The sequence below is a fragment of the Photobacterium sanguinicancri genome (genome assembly GCF_002265265.1).
Classification (GTDB): Bacteria; Pseudomonadota; Gammaproteobacteria; order Enterobacterales; family Vibrionaceae; genus Photobacterium; species Photobacterium sanguinicancri.
The window spans coordinates 34,087-51,774 of sequence record NZ_NOIF01000006.1; the positions used below are offsets into that span (position 1 = coordinate 34,087).

The 17,688-nt window shown below is 43.0% G+C and carries 17 protein-coding genes and 1 tRNA gene; 12 read left to right on the forward strand and 6 right to left on the reverse strand.

From position 1 onward, the window contains the following. The first annotated feature begins 51 nt into the window (after window positions 1-51). Entirely contained in the window at window positions 52-549 is a 498-nt protein-coding gene (gene rfaH / locus ASV53_RS02130) for a transcription/translation regulatory transformer protein RfaH (protein ID WP_062690952.1), read from the forward strand. 120 nt (window positions 550-669) lie between these two features. Next, window positions 670-1,578 (forward strand): UTP--glucose-1-phosphate uridylyltransferase GalU, encoded by a 909-nt coding sequence (gene galU / locus ASV53_RS02135; protein WP_094955908.1) that lies wholly within the window; start codon window positions 670-672, stop codon window positions 1,576-1,578. A gap of 75 nt (window positions 1,579-1,653) precedes the next feature. Here galU and folD read toward each other — a convergent pair whose 3' ends face one another. Beyond that, window positions 1,654-2,508, reverse strand: a complete 855-nt coding sequence (gene folD / locus ASV53_RS02140; protein WP_094955909.1) for a bifunctional methylenetetrahydrofolate dehydrogenase/methenyltetrahydrofolate cyclohydrolase FolD — start codon at window positions 2,506-2,508, stop codon at window positions 1,654-1,656. A 396-nt stretch (window positions 2,509-2,904) separates the two neighbouring features. Here folD and ASV53_RS02145 point away from each other — a divergent pair. The 8 genes from ASV53_RS02145 to ASV53_RS02180 all read left to right on the forward strand — a co-directional run bounded on the left by ASV53_RS02145 (window position 2,905) and on the right by ASV53_RS02180 (window position 12,362). Continuing rightward, a tRNA-Arg gene (locus tag ASV53_RS02145) sits at window positions 2,905-2,981 on the forward strand. Between the two features lie 458 nt (window positions 2,982-3,439). Beyond that, the gene (gene tig / locus ASV53_RS02150; RefSeq protein ID WP_062690954.1) at window positions 3,440-4,741 is read left to right on the forward strand and encodes a trigger factor; all 1,302 of its coding nucleotides are present in this window, start codon (window positions 3,440-3,442) and stop codon (window positions 4,739-4,741) included. Window positions 4,742-4,846: 105 nt separating this feature from the next. Further along, on the forward strand, window positions 4,847-5,470 hold the full coding sequence (gene clpP, locus ASV53_RS02155) for an ATP-dependent Clp endopeptidase proteolytic subunit ClpP (RefSeq protein ID WP_048899103.1): 624 nt from the start codon (window positions 4,847-4,849) through the stop codon (window positions 5,468-5,470). Between the two features lie 113 nt (window positions 5,471-5,583). Further along, window positions 5,584-6,864: an ATP-dependent protease ATP-binding subunit ClpX gene (gene clpX, locus ASV53_RS02160; RefSeq protein WP_062690955.1), complete on the forward strand. Its 1,281-nt coding sequence runs from the start codon at window positions 5,584-5,586 to the stop codon at window positions 6,862-6,864. 137 nt (window positions 6,865-7,001) lie between these two features. Next, window positions 7,002-9,374 (forward strand): endopeptidase La, encoded by a 2,373-nt coding sequence (gene lon, locus ASV53_RS02165; RefSeq protein WP_094955910.1) that lies wholly within the window; start codon window positions 7,002-7,004, stop codon window positions 9,372-9,374. Between the two features lie 208 nt (window positions 9,375-9,582). Further along, the gene (gene hupB, locus ASV53_RS02170) at window positions 9,583-9,855 is read left to right on the forward strand and encodes a nucleoid-associated protein HU-beta (RefSeq protein WP_048899106.1); all 273 of its coding nucleotides are present in this window, start codon (window positions 9,583-9,585) and stop codon (window positions 9,853-9,855) included. A 193-nt stretch (window positions 9,856-10,048) separates the two neighbouring features. Then, window positions 10,049-11,941, forward strand: coding sequence for a peptidylprolyl isomerase (gene ppiD / locus ASV53_RS02175; protein WP_094955911.1), 1,893 nt, complete (start codon window positions 10,049-10,051; stop codon window positions 11,939-11,941). A gap of 136 nt (window positions 11,942-12,077) precedes the next feature. Further along, entirely contained in the window at window positions 12,078-12,362 is a 285-nt protein-coding gene (locus tag ASV53_RS02180; protein WP_094955912.1) for a ComEA family DNA-binding protein, read from the forward strand. Window positions 12,363-12,471: 109 nt separating this feature from the next. On the opposite strand, the gene ASV53_RS02185 is transcribed toward ASV53_RS02180, so the two are convergent. The 3 genes from ASV53_RS02185 to rrtA form a co-directional block, all read right to left on the reverse strand. Beyond that, window positions 12,472-12,717: a hypothetical protein gene (locus ASV53_RS02185; protein WP_094955913.1), complete on the reverse strand. Its 246-nt coding sequence runs from the start codon at window positions 12,715-12,717 to the stop codon at window positions 12,472-12,474. Window positions 12,718-12,803: 86 nt separating this feature from the next. Continuing rightward, window positions 12,804-13,142, reverse strand: coding sequence for a TehB family protein (locus tag ASV53_RS02190; RefSeq protein WP_094955914.1), 339 nt, complete (start codon window positions 13,140-13,142; stop codon window positions 12,804-12,806). A 111-nt stretch (window positions 13,143-13,253) separates the two neighbouring features. Continuing rightward, on the reverse strand, window positions 13,254-13,820 hold the full coding sequence (gene rrtA, locus ASV53_RS02195; RefSeq protein WP_094955915.1) for a rhombosortase: 567 nt from the start codon (window positions 13,818-13,820) through the stop codon (window positions 13,254-13,256). A 9-nt stretch (window positions 13,821-13,829) separates the two neighbouring features. Here rrtA and ASV53_RS02200 point away from each other — a divergent pair, with 9 nt between their 5' ends. Beyond that, window positions 13,830-14,450 (forward strand): tRNA-uridine aminocarboxypropyltransferase, encoded by a 621-nt coding sequence (locus ASV53_RS02200; RefSeq protein ID WP_094955916.1) that lies wholly within the window; start codon window positions 13,830-13,832, stop codon window positions 14,448-14,450. A gap of 48 nt (window positions 14,451-14,498) precedes the next feature. Here the strand turns inward: ASV53_RS02200 and ASV53_RS02205 are convergent, their stop codons facing one another. Continuing rightward, window positions 14,499-15,866 (reverse strand): anti-phage deoxyguanosine triphosphatase, encoded by a 1,368-nt coding sequence (locus tag ASV53_RS02205; protein ID WP_094955917.1) that lies wholly within the window; start codon window positions 15,864-15,866, stop codon window positions 14,499-14,501. Then, a complete protein-coding gene (yfbR, locus tag ASV53_RS02210) occupies window positions 15,866-16,300 on the reverse strand; it encodes a 5'-deoxynucleotidase (RefSeq protein WP_338091400.1) in 435 nt (144 codons plus the stop codon). Before yfbR ends, ASV53_RS02205 begins: the two co-directional genes overlap by 1 nt. 470 nt (window positions 16,301-16,770) lie before the next feature. Here yfbR and ASV53_RS02215 point away from each other — a divergent pair, with 470 nt between their 5' ends. Continuing rightward, window positions 16,771-17,508: a phospholipase D-like domain-containing protein gene (locus tag ASV53_RS02215; RefSeq protein ID WP_094955919.1), complete on the forward strand. Its 738-nt coding sequence runs from the start codon at window positions 16,771-16,773 to the stop codon at window positions 17,506-17,508. The last annotated feature ends 180 nt before the right edge of the window (window positions 17,509-17,688 follow it).

Sequence of the window (17,688 nt, forward strand, 5' to 3'; positions counted from 1 at the left end):
GCGTGAAACTGATAACCTTAGTAAGTAATCAGAACGATAGATGGATATGTAATGAAAGAATGGTTTCTTCTTTATTGTAAACGCAGCGAACAAGAGCGTGCTGTTCTTAACCTCGATCGCCAAGGTGTAGAATGCTATTACCCTCAAGTACTTATCAATAAAGTCGTAAGAGGAAAGCGTATCGAAGCAGAAGAGCCACTCTTCCCTAGTTATATGTTTGTATATTTTGATCCTGAAGAGATCAGCTACACAACAATACGTTCAACACGCGGTGTTGCAGATTTTATTAGGCAGGGAAGAATGCCTCAACCGATCAGGCCCGAATTACTGTATGGCTTAATGCTTAATGAGAATACGCCAGAGCAACAATCCAAGTTGTCTATGTTGCCACAACCGGGTGATAAGTTAGTACTTGAAAAAGGTCAGTTCAAAGGCATTGAAGCGATGTACCATGAACCTGATGGTGAAAAACGATCTTTCATGCTGATTAACTTGCTTGGTAAAGAAGTGAAGGTTAGCGTGGATAATAATGAGATTATTAAAAAATAGTCTGTAACCTCGTTTATTCGATCAACTTATCGAATAAAAGATTCAACGTATTAGGTGCTTACTCAGCTATAGCCAATTTGTTATAGTAGCATCAGTTTATTTATATTCATGGAATTGAACATGACACAACCTTCCCCTGTCCGTAAGGCCGTGATCCCTGTTGCTGGTCTTGGTACTCGCATGCTACCTGCGACGAAAGCCATTCCCAAAGAAATGCTACCGATCGTTGATAAACCGCTTATACAGTATGTGGTGAATGAGTGTGTGGCTGCGGGCATCAAAGAGATTATTTTGGTGACGCATTCATCAAAAAACTCAATTGAAAACCACTTTGATACTTCATTTGAATTAGAGGCGACGCTAGAAAAGCGTGTTAAGCGCCAGTTGCTTGATGAAGTACAAAAGATTTGTCCTAAAGACGTTACGATTATGCATGTTCGTCAAGGGCAAGCGAAAGGTCTTGGTCACGCGGTATTGTGCGCGCACCCATTGATTGGTGATGCCCCATTTGCTGTGGTATTGCCCGATGTTATTTTAGATGATGTGGCAAGTGATTTACGCAGTGAAAACATGGCAGCCATGGTTGCGGAGTTTAATGCGACCGGTATTAGCCAAGTTTTGGTTGAGCCTGTGCCAATGAGTGAAGTGTCTAATTACGGTGTGGCTGATGTCAATGGTACAGACCTTAAAGCGGGCGAAACGGCTGCGATGACCAAAGTGGTTGAAAAGCCAAGTGTCGAGGTCGCGCCGTCAAATTTAGCGATTGTTGGCCGTTATGTTTTACCTGCTGAAATTTGGGGTTTACTTGAAAAAACGCCAGTAGGCGCAGGTGATGAAATCCAGCTGACTGATGCGATTGATATGCTAATGGAAAAGCAGCAAGTGAATGCTTTTCATATGTCAGGTGTTAGCCATGACTGTGGCAGTAAGCTAGGTTACATGCAGGCATTTGTCGAATATGGCATGCGTCATGATGTGCTGGGTGATGATTTCACTGCTTACATTAAAGAGTTAGCGAAAACGCTATAGCTTTACATTGGTATCCAGTTAATAAAAAAGCAGCTTATTCAAGCTGCTTTTTTGTTTTCGACAGAGCACCCAAAACTAACTGTGGAATTGTTCACATGCTAATAGGGTGTTTTCTATAAGTGTTGCCACTGTCATTGGGCCAACACCGCCAGGAACGGGTGTAATGTGTTTTGCTTTTGTTTTCGCGACATCAAATTCCACATCACCGACAAGCTTCCCTGTACTTAAGCGGTTGATACCCACATCGATCACTGTCGCACCTTCTTTAATCCAATCGCCCGGAATGAAGTTTGGTTTACCGACAGCTACCACCACGATGTCTGCTTGGCGAACATGGCCTTCTAAATCTTGAGTGAAGCGGTGACATGTTGTTGTCGTTGCACCTGCCAGTAATAATTCCATGGTCATCGGACGCCCAACAATGTTTGATGCACCAACAACAACAGCGTGCTTGCCGCGTGTTGGGATGTTGTAACGTTCCAGCAGGGTAATAATACCTTTTGGCGTACATGAGCGTAGCTTAGGCATACGTTGGCACAAACGACCGACATTGTAGGGGTGGAAACCATCCACATCTTTCTCTGGTGCAATACTCTCGAGAATAATAGTACTATCCATGCCCGCGGGTAGGGGAAGCTGAACCAAAATACCATCGATTTCTTTATCGGCGTTCAGCTCTGCAATTAACGCCAGGAGTTCTGTTTCGTTGGTTGTTGTTGGTAAGTCAAAAGATTTAGAGATAAACCCCACCTCTTCACAGGCTTTACGCTTACTACCCACGTAAACCTGAGAGGCTGGATCTTGGCCAACCAGAACAACAGCAAGCCCTGGCGCGCGAAGGCCTGCATCAACCCGTGCTTTTACGCGTGCTGCGACTTCTTGACGAACTGTTTGTGAAATGATTTTGCCATCAATAATTTGAGCGCTCATGGTTTTCCTTATGACTTATTGCTAGCGAACAAAGCCGTAGCATATCAACGATAAAATAATAATGATTAATGCGCATTGACTGTTATTTTCATCAATCATTATTGATGAGATATTGTCGCAGATACTGTGAGCAATATCCATAACGCAAACGTTTGCGTTGTATTGGGACAATAAAATAGTATTTTTCACATTGTCACTTGCTGATCTGAGTGGATGTGATTTGAGCGAAAAAACGGCAATGGATTGCTGGGGGATTCACCATAATCAGCCGCTATCGCGTTAGATTGGTTTAAGTTTAACCGTTTGAAGTGTAGGCCATTAAAAAAAGGGAAAAACCGTTGACCTTAGTGAGTAGCAACGTATAATTCTGACCCATAACGCAGCATGCGTTGTAGTGCGCCCTTAGCTCAGCTGGATAGAGCACGTCCCTTCTAAGGATGTGGTCGCAGGTTCGAATCCTGCAGGGCGTACCATTATTTCGAGAAACCGTATTTAGTGAAAACTAAGTACGGTTTTTTTCGTTTAAGCGAATAATTTCCCGTTTCGGTCTTGTTTTATTACATCATTTACACGAACTTCCTGTTCATACTTCAAACAATCATTTGTTACCAATTGCCTGCCTGTGCACAAAATCGGCATCTAAACCGTTTTTTTTTCATATTTCCCTTGAAAATCGATTTTTAGCCCCTATTTTGTTGAGAAGTCATGGTTTGTGGGCTGTAGTCTCGACCTGAGAGTATCAGACCGTTATAATGCCGCGTTTTAATTTCTATCCTAGAGACTGCTTTTATCAGCAGCGTTAGAAATTATCAGAATTAAGGCGTTGTGGTAGGTTTATCTAAATCGCCATAACACGAAAGGATGCCACCGTCAGATTGAACTGATCGGCAACATCACTCAGTGATCTGAGTAAGTTTTGAGGTTAAATAAAATGCAAGTTACCGTTGAAACCACTGAAGGCCTAGAGCGCCATCTAACTATCACAGTTCCTGCTGCAAACATCGAAGATGCAGTAAAAGTTGAACTGCAAAAAATCGCTAAAAATCGTCGTTTCGATGGTTTCCGTCCAGGTAAAGCGCCAATCAAAATGGTTGCTCGCATGTTTGGTGCATCTGTTCGTCAAGAAGTAATGGGCGAAGTAATGCAACGTCACTTCATTGAAGCGATCGTTAAAGAAAAAATCAACCCAGCTGGCGCGCCTACTTTTACTCCAGTTGAGTTCGCTGAAGGTAAAGACCTAGTATTCAAAGCGTCTTTCGAAATCTTCCCAGAAATCGAACTTCAAGGCCTAGACAAAATTGCAGTTGAAAAACCAGCAGTAGAAGTTAAAGCTGAAGACGTTGATACAATGATCGAAACACTACGTAAGCAACAAGCTACGTGGTCTGAAGCTGATGTTGCTGCTGTTGCTGACAGCCGTGTAACTATCGACTTCAACGGTTCTATCGACGGTGAAGAATTCGACGGCGGCAAAGCTGAAGGTTTCGCACTTGCTATGGGCCAAGGTCGTATGATCCCTGGTTTTGAAGACGGCATCGTTGGTAAGAAAGCGGGCGAAGAGTTCACTGTAGAAGTAGCTTTCCCTGAAGATTACCATGCTGAAAACCTAAAAGGTAAAGCAGCATCTTTCGCTATCAAACTACACAAAGTAGAAGCGCAAGAACTACCTGAGCTTACTGAAGAGTTCGTTGCTAAGTTCGGTGTGAACGACGGTTCTGTAGACGGCCTAAAAGCTGAAGTTCGTAAGAACATGGAACGCGAAATGAAGCAAGCTGTTAAAGGTCGCATTAAAGACCAAGTACTTAACGGCCTAATCGAGCAAAACGACATCGCTGTTCCAGCTGCGCTTATCGACCAAGAAATCAATGTTCTTCGTCAACAAGCGGCACAACGTTTTGGCGGCGACGCTAAAAACATGCCTGAGCTACCACGTGAATTGTTCGAAGAACAAGCTAAGCGTCGCGTAGTTGTTGGTCTTCTTCTTGGTGCTGTAATCAAGTCTGAAGAGCTAAAAGCGGATGACGAGCGTGTTAAAGCGTTAATCAACGAAATGGCTTCAGCTTACGAAGATCCAACAGAAGTTGTTGCTTACTACGAGCAAAACGAGCAAATGATGAACAATATGCGTAACGTTGCTCTAGAAGAGCAAGCAATCGATGCGCTAATTGCTAAAGCACAGGTTACAGAAACAGAAGTTGGCTTTAACGAGCTAATGAACCAACCTGCTGCTTAATTTACTGAAATTACTGTAGAGATTTGACTTTGCTTCGAATCTTCTGCTAACAATGGTCCGTGTGAGTCATTTCATTCGGGCCATTTATTTTAGGGAAATAACGTTATGAGCTACCAAGAAAAAAACGCCATGTCGCCAATTATGGATGCGCTGGTTCCTATGGTGGTCGAGCAGACTTCTCGTGGTGAACGTTCCTACGACATTTATTCCCGACTATTAAAAGAGCGTGTGATTTTCTTAACCGGTCAGGTTGAAGATCATATGGCAAACTTAGTAGTTGCACAGTTGCTATTTCTTGAGTCTGAAAACCCAGACAAAGACATCTTCCTATACATTAACTCGCCAGGCGGTAGCGTAACTGCAGGTATGTCGATTTACGACACCATGCAGTTTATTAAACCAAATGTAAGCACAGTATGTATGGGCCAAGCATGTTCAATGGGCGCATTCTTACTTGCTGGTGGCGCGAAAGGTAAGCGTTTTGTATTACCTAATTCTCGCGTAATGATTCACCAGCCATTGGGTGGGTTCCAAGGGCAGGCTTCTGATATTCAGATCCATGCTCAAGAAATTCTGACCATCAAGCAAAAACTGAATAACTTGTTAGCAGAGCATACTGGCCAACCGCTTGAAGTGGTTGAGCGCGATACTGATCGTGATAATTTTATGTCTGCAGATCAAGCTGTTGAATACGGCTTAGTTGATGCTGTTTTGAATAAACGTGACTAAATTTGGTGGTTTTCTTCGAGCTCGCTAACAGTTGGCACGGAGCAAAATAACCAGAGTTGTTATACACTCAAAACAAGGCAATGATGGGGTTAAACCCGAAAAGAGGTTAGCGGATGACAGATAAGCGAAAAGAGAATGGTAGTGGGAAACTGCTTTATTGCTCTTTCTGCGGCAAAAGCCAACATGAAGTTCGTAAGCTGATTGCTGGCCCTTCTGTTTATATTTGCGATGAGTGTGTCGATCTTTGTAACGACATTATTCGCGAAGAAATCAAAGAAGTGATGCCAAAGCGTGATGGCAATGAGCTTCCAACACCGCAAGAAATTCGCACCAATCTTGACGATTATGTAATCGGTCAAAATCATGCGAAAAAAGTGCTGGCTGTTGCTGTATACAACCATTACAAACGTTTACGTAATGGCGATACAACAAGCGAAGGCGTAGAGCTTGGTAAGAGTAATATCTTGCTAATCGGCCCTACGGGTAGTGGTAAAACATTACTGGCTGAGACTCTTGCGCGTATGCTGGATGTTCCTTTTACAATGGCTGATGCAACAACGCTGACTGAAGCGGGTTACGTTGGTGAAGATGTAGAAAACATCATCCAGAAGCTACTGCAAAAATGTGATTACGACGTCGCTAAAGCGGAACGTGGTATTGTTTACATCGATGAAATCGATAAGATTTCTCGTAAGTCAGACAATCCATCGATCACACGTGATGTATCGGGTGAAGGTGTTCAGCAAGCATTGTTGAAACTGATCGAAGGTACTGTTGCGTCAGTTCCACCACAAGGTGGTCGTAAGCACCCACAGCAGGAATTCCTGCAAGTGGATACATCGAAAATATTATTCATTTGTGGCGGTGCGTTTGCTGGGCTTGATAAAGTCGTTGAGCAGCGTGTTGCAACAGGTACGGGTATTGGCTTTGGTGCGGATGTTCGCTCTAAAGAAGATTCACGTACATTGAGTGATTTATTCCAAAAAGTTGAACCAGAAGATCTGGTTAAATACGGTTTGATCCCTGAGTTTATTGGTCGTCTACCTGTAGCTGCTATTCTTAGTGAGCTAGATGAAGATGCACTAGTACAGATCTTACGTGAACCTAAGAACGCACTAACAAAGCAGTATGCAGCACTGCTTGAGCTTGAAAATGTTGAGCTTGAGTTCCGTGATGATGCGCTTGTTGCTATTGCTCGTAAAGCAATGGAGCGTAAAACTGGTGCACGTGGTCTACGTTCAATCGTAGAAGCTGTATTGCTTGATACTATGTACGAACTTCCTTCAGCGGAAGGCGTCAGTAAAGTTGTTATCGATGAGTCAGTAATTAAAGGCGAATCTGAGCCTCTACTGATTTACGAAAATAATGAAAATCAAGCTGCTGGTGCTGAGTAATTGCTTAATTACCGCCCAGAATGACTAAAAAAAGGAGGCTAATGCCTCCTTTTTTATTTTCTCTTGTTTCTGCCGTTGAATCTTGAGGCTTTACCCCCATATACTCAGATATACAACTGAACGGAAGTGAGAAAAATATGAACTTGGAGCGTTCTGAACGCCTTGATATCCCCGTTCTGCCATTACGTGATGTAGTGGTTTACCCTCATATGGTTATTCCATTGTTTGTGGGCCGGGAAAAATCTATTCGTTGCCTTGAATCGGCTATGGATAACAACAAACAAATTCTGTTGGTGGCTCAGAAAGAAGCGGCCACGGATGAGCCTTCTATCGAGGACATGTACGATGTTGGTACTGTCGCTACGATTCTCCAATTGCTGAAACTACCAGACGGTACGGTTAAAGTACTTGTCGAAGGTCAGCAGCGTGCCAAAGTTGAAAACCTCTCTGACGATGATTTCTTTACAGCGCAAGCTGAGTTTCTGGTTACGCCAGAAATGGACGAGCGTGAGCAGGAAGTACTTGTACGTACTGCGATCAGTCAGTTTGAAGGCTTTATCAAGCTGAATAAAAAGATCCCACCTGAAGTACTGACATCGCTTAATGGCATCGATGAGGCTGCACGCCTTGCCGATACGATTGCCGCGCATATGCCGCTTAAATTGGCCGATAAGCAAAAAGTACTAGAGATCATTGATATCGTAGAACGCCTTGAGTTCTTGATGGCAATGATGGAATCTGAAATCGATTTGCTTCAAGTTGAAAAACGTATTCGCGGTCGCGTGAAGAAGCAGATGGAAAAAAGCCAGCGTGAGTATTACCTCAACGAGCAAATGAAAGCGATCCAAAAAGAATTGGGTGAGCTTGATGATGCGCCAGATGAGTTCGAATCTTTGAAGCTTAAAATCGAAGAGTCGAAAATGCCTGCTGAAGCAAAAGAAAAAACAGAGCAAGAGCTTCAAAAACTCAAAATGATGTCGCCAATGTCAGCCGAAGCAACGGTTGTTCGTGGCTACATTGATTGGATGCTGAGTGTTCCATGGTACAAGCGTTCAAAAGTGAAGAAGAACTTGGCTAAAGCCGAAGAAGTCCTTAACGCTGACCACTATGGTCTAGAGCGCGTTAAAGAGCGTATTCTTGAATATCTCGCAGTACAAAGCCGTGTCAACAAACTAAAAGGCCCAATCCTATGTTTGGTTGGTCCTCCTGGCGTCGGTAAAACGTCGCTGGGTCAGTCGATTGCAGCTGCGACGGGTCGTAAGTACACCCGTATGGCGCTAGGTGGCGTACGTGATGAAGCGGAAATCCGTGGACACCGTCGTACCTATATTGGCTCAATGCCGGGCAAGTTAATTCAGAAAATGGCAAAAGTGGAAGTGAAAAACCCACTATTCCTACTGGATGAAATCGACAAGATGTCTTCTGATATGCGTGGTGACCCATCATCGGCATTACTAGAAGTGCTAGACCCAGAGCAAAACAGCGCGTTTAACGATCATTACCTTGAAGTAGACTACGACTTGTCAGACGTTATGTTTGTGGCAACGTCTAACTCTATGAATATTCCAGGACCGCTACTTGACCGTATGGAAGTGATTCGTCTGTCGGGTTATACCGAAGATGAGAAGCTTAACATTGCTAAGCGTCACCTGTTAGATAAGCAAATTCAGCGCAATGGTTTGAAGCCTGCTGAGATTAACGTCGACGACTCTGCACTAACGGGTATCATTCGTTACTACACGCGTGAAGCGGGTGTACGTAGCCTTGAGCGTGAAATTTCTAAATTGTGCCGTAAAGCGGTGAAAGAAATCTTATTGAACAAAGACATTAAGCAAGTGTCTATTTCCATGGAAAATCTGAAAGATTACCTTGGTGTTCAACGCTTTGATTACGGTAAAGCAGACGAAAGCAATAGCATTGGACAAGTGACAGGCCTTGCGTGGACAGAAGTAGGTGGCGATCTATTAACGATTGAAACTGAATCTATGCCTGGTAAAGGTAAACTAACCTACACAGGTTCACTTGGCGATGTGATGCAAGAGTCGATTCAAGCAGCAATGACGGTTGTACGTAGCCGTGCTGAACATCTTGGTGTGAACCCTGATTTTTACGAGAAACGTGATATTCACGTTCACGTGCCTGAAGGTGCAACACCGAAAGATGGCCCAAGCGCCGGTATCGCAATGTGCACAGCATTGGTCTCTAGCTTAACGGGTAACCCGGTACGTGCTGATGTTGCAATGACGGGCGAAATTACGCTACGTGGTGAAGTATTACCGATTGGTGGCTTGAAAGAGAAATTGCTTGCCGCGCACCGTGGTGGCATTAAGACAGTACTGATTCCGAAAGAGAATGAGCGTGATTTGGAAGAGATTCCAGACAACGTAATTGCTGATCTTAAAGTCTGCCCAGTCCAGTGGATTGATGAAGTGCTTACAATTGCACTGCAAAACAACCCATCAGGTATTGAGCTGGTTGAAACTCAAAAGAGTGACATGCAGCAAAGTTAAGTGAAGAAAAGACGCTATCAAGCACGAAAAGGCTTGTCAGCGTTTTTTCCTCTAGCTATAAGATAGGTCTAATTTTGCTGTAAGCCTAACAAAATCAAGGCTTACACACTTCATCGGTTGATAGTACTGGTATAATTAGGTCTAAGTTAATTTGATTGTCCGTGCCATTGTGGATATTACGGACAATGTTCATAGAGGGGATGAAATCGTGAACAAAACTCAGTTAGTAGATAAGATTGCCGAAGGCGCAGATATTTCTAAAGCATCAGCAGGTCGTGCACTTGATGCATTTATCGATGCTGTTTCTGACACCCTAAAAGATGGTGATCAAGTTGCTCTTGTCGGTTTCGGTACCTTCTCTGTACGTGAGCGTGCAGCGCGTACGGGTCGTAACCCACAGACTGGTGCTGAGATCCAAATCGCAGCAGCTAAAGTTCCAGGTTTTAAACCAGGTAAAGCTTTAAAAGATTCTGTAAACTAAGAGGGCTTTGCCCTTAGGTTATTTGCATTACGCATTGACTAAGTCTAACTTGGTGAAATAACCGACAGAAAGGGCGCATCATCAAGATGCGCTTTTTTACATTTTATACCGGTGTCTTTGTTAGCTTTAATTTCATCCATGAAGCAGCTAACACAACCCTGCCAGCTCGAACAATTAGGAGATACGGCAAGTTATGATGGAGCGATTGCGCGAAGGCGCTAGCAGCATTTGGGTTAAGATTATTCTTAGCCTTATCATTTTCTCTTTTGTCTTCGCAGGTGTAGGTAGCTACCTTGCAGGCGGCAGTGAACAAGCAGCTGCAAAAGTAGGTGATCAAGAAATTGGTCAACGTCAATTTGAACAAGCCTACCAAAACGAACGTAACCGCATGCAGTCACAACTGGGTGATTACTTTGCAACGCTATTAGGCGATCCAGAGTATGTAAAACAGTTCCGTCGTAGTGTGCTTGATCGTATGGTTAACGATGTTCTGATCGAACAACGCGCTCATGCGCTAGGCTTACGCATTAGTGATGAGCAAGTTCGTCAAACGATTGTGATTATGCCTGAATTCCAACGTGACGGTAAGTTTGATAACGATACATACAACATGTTGTTGCGTCGTTCTAACTTCACCCCAGATCAATTTGCTGAATACATGCGTGGCGACATGCTTCGTCAACAGTTCCTTGCTGCTATTCAGGGCAGTGACTTCGCATTAAGCAATGAGCTAGTAGCACTGCGTAAGTTAGAAGTTCAGCAGCGTGAAGTACGCACGCTAACACTTTCTTTAGATGAATTTACGCAGAAAGCGGAAATTACTGACGAAGAAATCCAAGCATATTACGATCAAAATCCTCAGCAGTTTACACGCCCAGAGCAAGTTAAAGTGGCTTACATCGAGCTTTCAGGTAAAGGCCTGAAAGACACTATCGCTATTTCTGATGGCGAAGTAGAAGCCTACTATGACGATCATCACGCGAAATACAGCAGTGCAGAGCAGCGCCAAGTTAGCCATATCCTTATTCAAGGTGACAGCGACGAAGCGAAAGCAAAAGCAGAAGCGGTATTAGTGAAGCTAAATGAAGGTGCAGATTTTGGTGCACTCGCTGCAACAGATTCTGATGATACATTCAGTGCGAAAGATGGCGGTAAGCTTGACTGGATGGAAGCTGGCGTGATGGACCCTGAATTCGATAAGGCTGCTTTTGCATTAGCAAATGCTGGTGATATCTCAGGTGTTGTTCAATCTGCGTTTGGTTTCCACATCATTAAACTTGATGCGGTTAAAGCGTCAGTAGTTAAACCTTTAGCTGACGTTAAAGACAGCATCCTTGCTGACCTTCGCGATCAAAAAGCGGCTGAAGTGTTCTACGAAATGCAAGAAACACTAGCGAAAACGGCGTATGAAATGCCAGATTCACTAGAAGATGCAGCGGCTGCTGTGAGTGCTGATGTACACACAACAGACTTTATTTCAGAAGCGGATGCACCTGAAATATTGAAGAATCCAGCTGTTTTCCGTGCGCTATTAAGCCCTGAAGTGCTTGAGGATGGCCTTAACTCAGATGTGATTGAACTTGCACCTGAGCATGTCATTGTTGTTCGTGTTGAAGAATCTCGCCCTGAGTCGGTATTACCGTTCGATGAAGTTGCATCATCTGTTAAAGGCAGATTAGCGGCACAAAAAGGTGAGCAACAAGCACAGCAAAAAGCTGACGAAGTAATTGCAGCGTTGCGTGAAGGTAATTATGCTATTCTAGCAACTGAAAGCTTGAGCTTTGGTGAAGCTCAAACTATCGCTCGTAATGGCGGTGAGCCAACTATCGCGCGAGTTGTATTTACATTAGCAAAACCTGTTGACGGTAAAGCTGTGTACGGTATGACGCGTGATGCATCTGGCAATGTTGTTATTGTTGCGCTTGATAAGGTTGTAGAAAATGACGTTGAAGCTATTGCGACTGATAGCCAAATGGCACAACAACTTGAGCAAATGCACGCTCAGCAAGATGTAATGGCAACACTTCAAGTGTTACGCGATACCTCTGAAGTTGCTTACCCAGCTTTGGATACAGCTACAAACTAATTGCAATTTATTGATTGCTTAGCGGGCCGCCATTGTGCGGCCCGTTGTTTTTTCAGCAAAATAATGAGGGTATTACTTTCGCTATCGTGAATTCCCACTACCATATGATACTCAATTAATATGGAGTGAATGAAGAATGAAACGATTGCTGATAAGTATATTTCTCTGCGGTGCTGCTTTAGTTGCATCACCAGCAAGCGCTAACGATAGTCATGATGGCATCGAAATTACCATCAACATAAATGATGCAAATGCTGAAGAGTTGGATAAGTTATTGATTGGTATCGGCCCTGAAAAAGCCGAGAGTATAATCCTTTACCGAAATGAGCATGGTGAGTTTCAAACGGCAGATGAACTGGCAGGCGTGAAAGGTATTGGTTTAGCGACTGTTGAGAAAAATCGTGAGCGAATAAAACTGTAGTTGCTAGCGATGCTTTACATAAAGCGGCTACAAGCCGAGAGATAAAGTGATATACGACCAGGAGAACCAGTAGTACTCCTAGTTATTATATTTGCCATCGCCCCCTAGCTCATAACTTATGCCTTTGACGTTTACGCGCTTCAGTAAGAAACATTGTATAACCAAACTCTTTATAGTTTTGCATTATGCGTCGTGCATCTTGATACAAGAATTTATACCTACCACCAGATCCCACGCGAACAATTTGCTGCTCGACCTCAATATTTATACGGTATAGAGGTTGTTGCTCTGTGAGTTTTACGTCACATTGCAGGAATGCATCTTCTGCTTTGTTTGCATTAATGTTTAGCTTCAATGTGAAGACTCCAATATACCGTCGTTAAAATAGTGCGCGTCCTTGCGTGATCTAGACTCCAGCCTACTAACACCGATTAGCATGGGTTACTTTTTTGCGTGAAACAGAGGTTGATTGGTTTTATCTTTTTCTGACCAGAAATTGATATTAAATTGCGCGTTGTCTGATAACTCGATTCGGTGCCAATACTGCGGTGGACTTGTGGCAAACTGGCCAGCATGGATGACAATTTTTGCTTCAGGATCTTTTGCTTCTTCATTGGCAAAGCCGTAGTAGGTCACAGTGCCTTCCATGACGCATAACTGACCAAAAACACCTTCTGCAGTATTATGGTGGGATAGGAGAGCGGCTGGCACGGTTTCTTTAGTAAAGAAAGGGGTAGAGCGTTGAATTGTCCAATGTGTTGGAATACGGAGATGGCTCATAATCACAACCTTTTTTGCTTGCTTTAAAGTGGTATTTATAATGCAACTTTATGGCTGTATTTTCAAGAATAATTATCATTAACAGCTTTGTCACAATGCCAAATGTAAGATTTATTCTTTCTTATTCAATATTTTAGTTGTTGAAAATAAAGGCAACAACCCCCAGATTATCCCAGATATAGCGCCGATTAAGTGTGCTTCTGTTGCTACACGTGCACCGATGAGAGCTTCTGAGCTCATAGAGCCGCCAAATATTTGCTCCCAGCTAATTTTAGCAATCAGTCCGAGCAGTATTAGCCAGCCGCCTTTCGTTTTCGTTTTAATATCCCGTACAGATCCCCAACCAAATAGGCCATGCAATACGCCAGAAAAGCCAGCGTACCAGCCCATGTTTGTGGCAAAAATACCGATCCCAATAACAAGCGATATTGAAATGATGAGCAGGGTGTACTGCTTAACCGCAATGTGTTTTCTAAAAATGAAAGTAATAATGATAAAAGCAAAGGCATTCATCAAAAGGTGAGGCCAATTGGTATGCGTGAGGTTTCCTGTTAGTATGCGCCACACTTCACCATTGATGATCAGGCTACGATCCCATACCAATATTGGTTGAATTGAGGGTAACTGCGCAATGGTCGCGAGTAGAACAGCAAACACTAAGTAATGACGAGTAGACAAGGCAACCTCATGAGTCGATATTGCGAACAATGTGGAAAAGCGAAGAAAGCTTGTATCTGCAAATGGATACAAACGATTGATGCTAAAACGCAATTGTGTATTTTACAACACCCCTCTGAAGTTAATCGTGCAATTGGTACTGCGCGGATATTGTCATTATCGTTGGCAAATAGTGCAATGTTTGTTGGAGAAGATTTTAGTCAGCATGAGGCGCTTAACGCATTGCTCGATGATCCTACACGTGATGTATGGTTAGTGTACCCAAGTGATACATCTACAGCGATTACTGAACTTGCTGCGCGTGAGCAAAATGTCACTCAAACAGAGAAATCCCTGACATTAATATTGCTCGATGGAACGTGGAAAAAAGCCTATAAGATGTGGCAATTATCGACCAACTTACATACGTTACCGACGGTGAATTTAGATAATGTGAGCAGCGGTAATTACAGAATTCGTAAATCGCCACGGGAAGCGGGTGTATCGACGGTTGAGGCGGGCTATTTAGCATTAACCGCATTAGAGGGGAATAAAACTGATTTTACGCCGTTATTAGCGACTTTCAATCGCATGATTGAGTTCCAAATACAGCAAATGCCTGTCGGCATATTTGAGAAAAATTACGGCTAGTAGTATGTCTCCCCTCTTATTGATATTGGGATAAGAGGGGAGGGTTGTTTAGAATCCGTGTCCTTCGCTACCAACACTCATCGCTGTTGTTGGATGGAACAGGGTGCTATATAAACGCTGCGCAAACCCATCTGTCATCCCTGAGATATAATCAGCGATTATCCGCATTTCATTTTCGTTATTGTCTACAGCATGTTGCCATCGAATTCGCGTGTTTTCAGGCAGCAGGCGTTCAGGATCAGAGGCAAAAGCGTCAAACAACTCCATGACCAATTGCTGTCCTTTGTATTCCAATAGCTGAATCTCAGGTTTCTTGACCACATACTCACTCACGAAGTGTTTGAGTATATTCAAAACACGCTCCATTGGTTCAGAAAGAAACGCATTCCATTGCAGCAAAGGTTCGTCAAAGCTATGTAAGCCATCCTGAATACTTGGGGCGATATGGATGGACGTGAGTAGGGCATTCACCATCGCACCGATGGCATCTTTACGTTTGTGGTGTGAATCAAACAGCTGCTCACTCAAGGTGCTTATTCGCTCTTCTAGCCAGAGCTCGCCACATTCCGCTAACTGGCTAGCGGCGACTTCCTGCCATTGCTCTCGCGTGACAATACCCATCACAATGGCATCTTCTAAATCGTGAACACCATAAGCAATATCATCAGCGAGCTCCATGATGGAGCAGTCTAATGATTTAAATCGTGTTTTTTGATGAGAGTGCTCGTTTGTTTTTTCATCTCGCATTGCGCTGAATAAAGCGCGATCGTTATCACTTAGGCTATTGAGTACCCAATCAAAAGTCGCTTGGTCATCGCTGTATATGCCTTTGGCTGGATGCCAGTCTTTGGCTTTTAAGTGGCGATAATTGGTCACATCTGGCGGTATGATAGCAGCACGAGTTTGGTTGATAAAAGCGGGATACTTTAGCAAGCCTAATAGTGTTCGGCGGCACAGGTTCATACCGAAATGCTCGGTATAAGGTTCTAATAAGGTCACGATACGAAACGTTTGTGCGTTACCTTCAAAGCCACCGTGATTGCGCATCATGTAGTTTAAAGCGACTTCACCACCATGCCCATATGGCGGGTGACCAATGTCGTGAGCTAAACAAATGCTCTCCATTAAACTGGTTGATGGCAAAATTGTACGAAATTCGGGTTGTTTGATTTTGAGTTGCGCGACAATGCCGGTACCGATTTGCGAGGCTTCAAGCGAGTGGGTAAGGCGAGTACGGTAAAAGTCATGATGCCCAGCGCCATGCACTTGTGTTTTGGCTTGAAGGCGACGAAATGCGGCTGAATGAAGGATGCGTGCGCGATCTCGCTGGTAAACCGAGCGATGATCGTTGCGACGTGTTTTTTGTTCGTTGCTGGTGCGGTTTTCCCATTCTTGGGAAAGGGTTAAGTTATCCATTAACTGATCTCATCCAACGTTAAGTTAAAGCTGTCGACAAACGTGGCGAGAAAATATTCCATCTCTGGTGTTGAGCGATTTGCTAAATTTTGCTCGATATTAGATTTCGCCTTGGCAAATTCATGGTTGCCAACGTTTAATTCTTCCAAGCATTTTAGATACGCACACAATGAATCGGCTTGCTTAACAATGGCGTATTCTTCTTGGTTGATTTTTTCACTATCAACCAGTGGCGCGTAATCATCGTGAAATTCTTCAGGCAGCATCGACAGCAATTTCTTTTCTGCTGCTAATTCGATTTTTTTATATTCTTCTGCGATAGCGGGATTGAAGTATTTTATTGGGGTTGGCATATCCTCTTTATTTTTGATTTTGATTTGCCCATGCATGAGTGAGTGGGTAACAAACCCTTGCCACATCTGGCATTGTATCATACTACTACCGCTCCGAATCGCACATTAATTGACAAGCGTAACCTGTGTCAAAAACGTAAACCAATGTCTACATCAATATCTAACAAAATCAGAGAAAATGTAAACTAGTGTCTAGTCAAGAAATCAACACTAGTCATAACTAGTGCATCTGGGCTTAGAACACTAGCTCTAGTATAGTTAAGACGCCATAAGTTAAAGGAGAGTCGGTCAAATCGTATTTAATTCTCCTACTGCTGATCATGTAGAAGCCCCTGTAGGCGAATTTAATGCTTGGTGACGTTATCATAATCGAGGTTGACTGACGCTCCACCATGACTGCATAGATCTATTTTTACGAAGAGTAATTCGGTGGGTAGATAGCGCTCGAAGCTCCCAATTTGGTTTTGCTCTTTTAAGTGGTTTGCCGAGGCTTGGGGGCAATGCGTTGTTAGCTAATTAATTGGTGTTATAAGACTATAAGAACAGTGAGTATGAAAATAAATCAGCAAGTGTTTAATTTAGCAAATGACGTACTTAATTTTCCGTTTGATGAGTGTAGCGAACACGATTTTTTAGATAAACAGGAAGATCACGTAAGGTCGTATGTGCAAGTTGTTAATCGGTTCGTTAATAGCGCAAAGCGCCTTCAAAGTGAGTCTTTTCTCTGTGATGTTTCTAAGGTAAATACCAATGTACGCCATATGTGGCAAGCTAAGGAACTTAGAACACAGGTACTAACGTTAATCGATCACTTGAACGAGTTGGCTGGAAATCCTGACTCAGGATTTTATCGTAGTGAAGAGCCGACTTTTGAGCAGTACTTCGAAAGTCAAAAAGATAAGTTATTAGAAACAATAAACTCTTCTCGTTTTTCTATTTGGGTTGCAGTTGCATGGTTCACAGATAAAGACCTTGCCGACGCTTTGATTAACAAAGTTCAGCAGGGGCTTAGTGTTCGCGTTGTTATGAATAAAGATGATATCAATAACAATATTGGTCATTACTTAGATGGTAAAGTGGAACTGATTACTGCTGACCCACTAAAAAAGTTGATGCATCATAAGTTCTGTGTCTTTGATTTTAAGGTTGTCGCACATGGTTCTTTCAATTGGACAAATAAAGCGGCAAATATTAATAATGAGACACTAACTGTTTCGTATAGCACAAAGTTAGCTGAAGAATTTTCACAGGAATTTGTCAGGTTAGTCCACCAGTGTAAATTCGAATAACAAGAACTTAAGGCATCAAGATACTTTTATCATTTAGAGTTAATTGATCTTTCTGAGATTTAATTCGTCATTTATTAAATTAGTAAAATAACTTACTCGCTTATGTCCAGTATCGAGTCATTAAAGTGAATGCTGACTCATCTTTGCCTCATTCCGGCCTAGAGTTGTTACTCATAATAT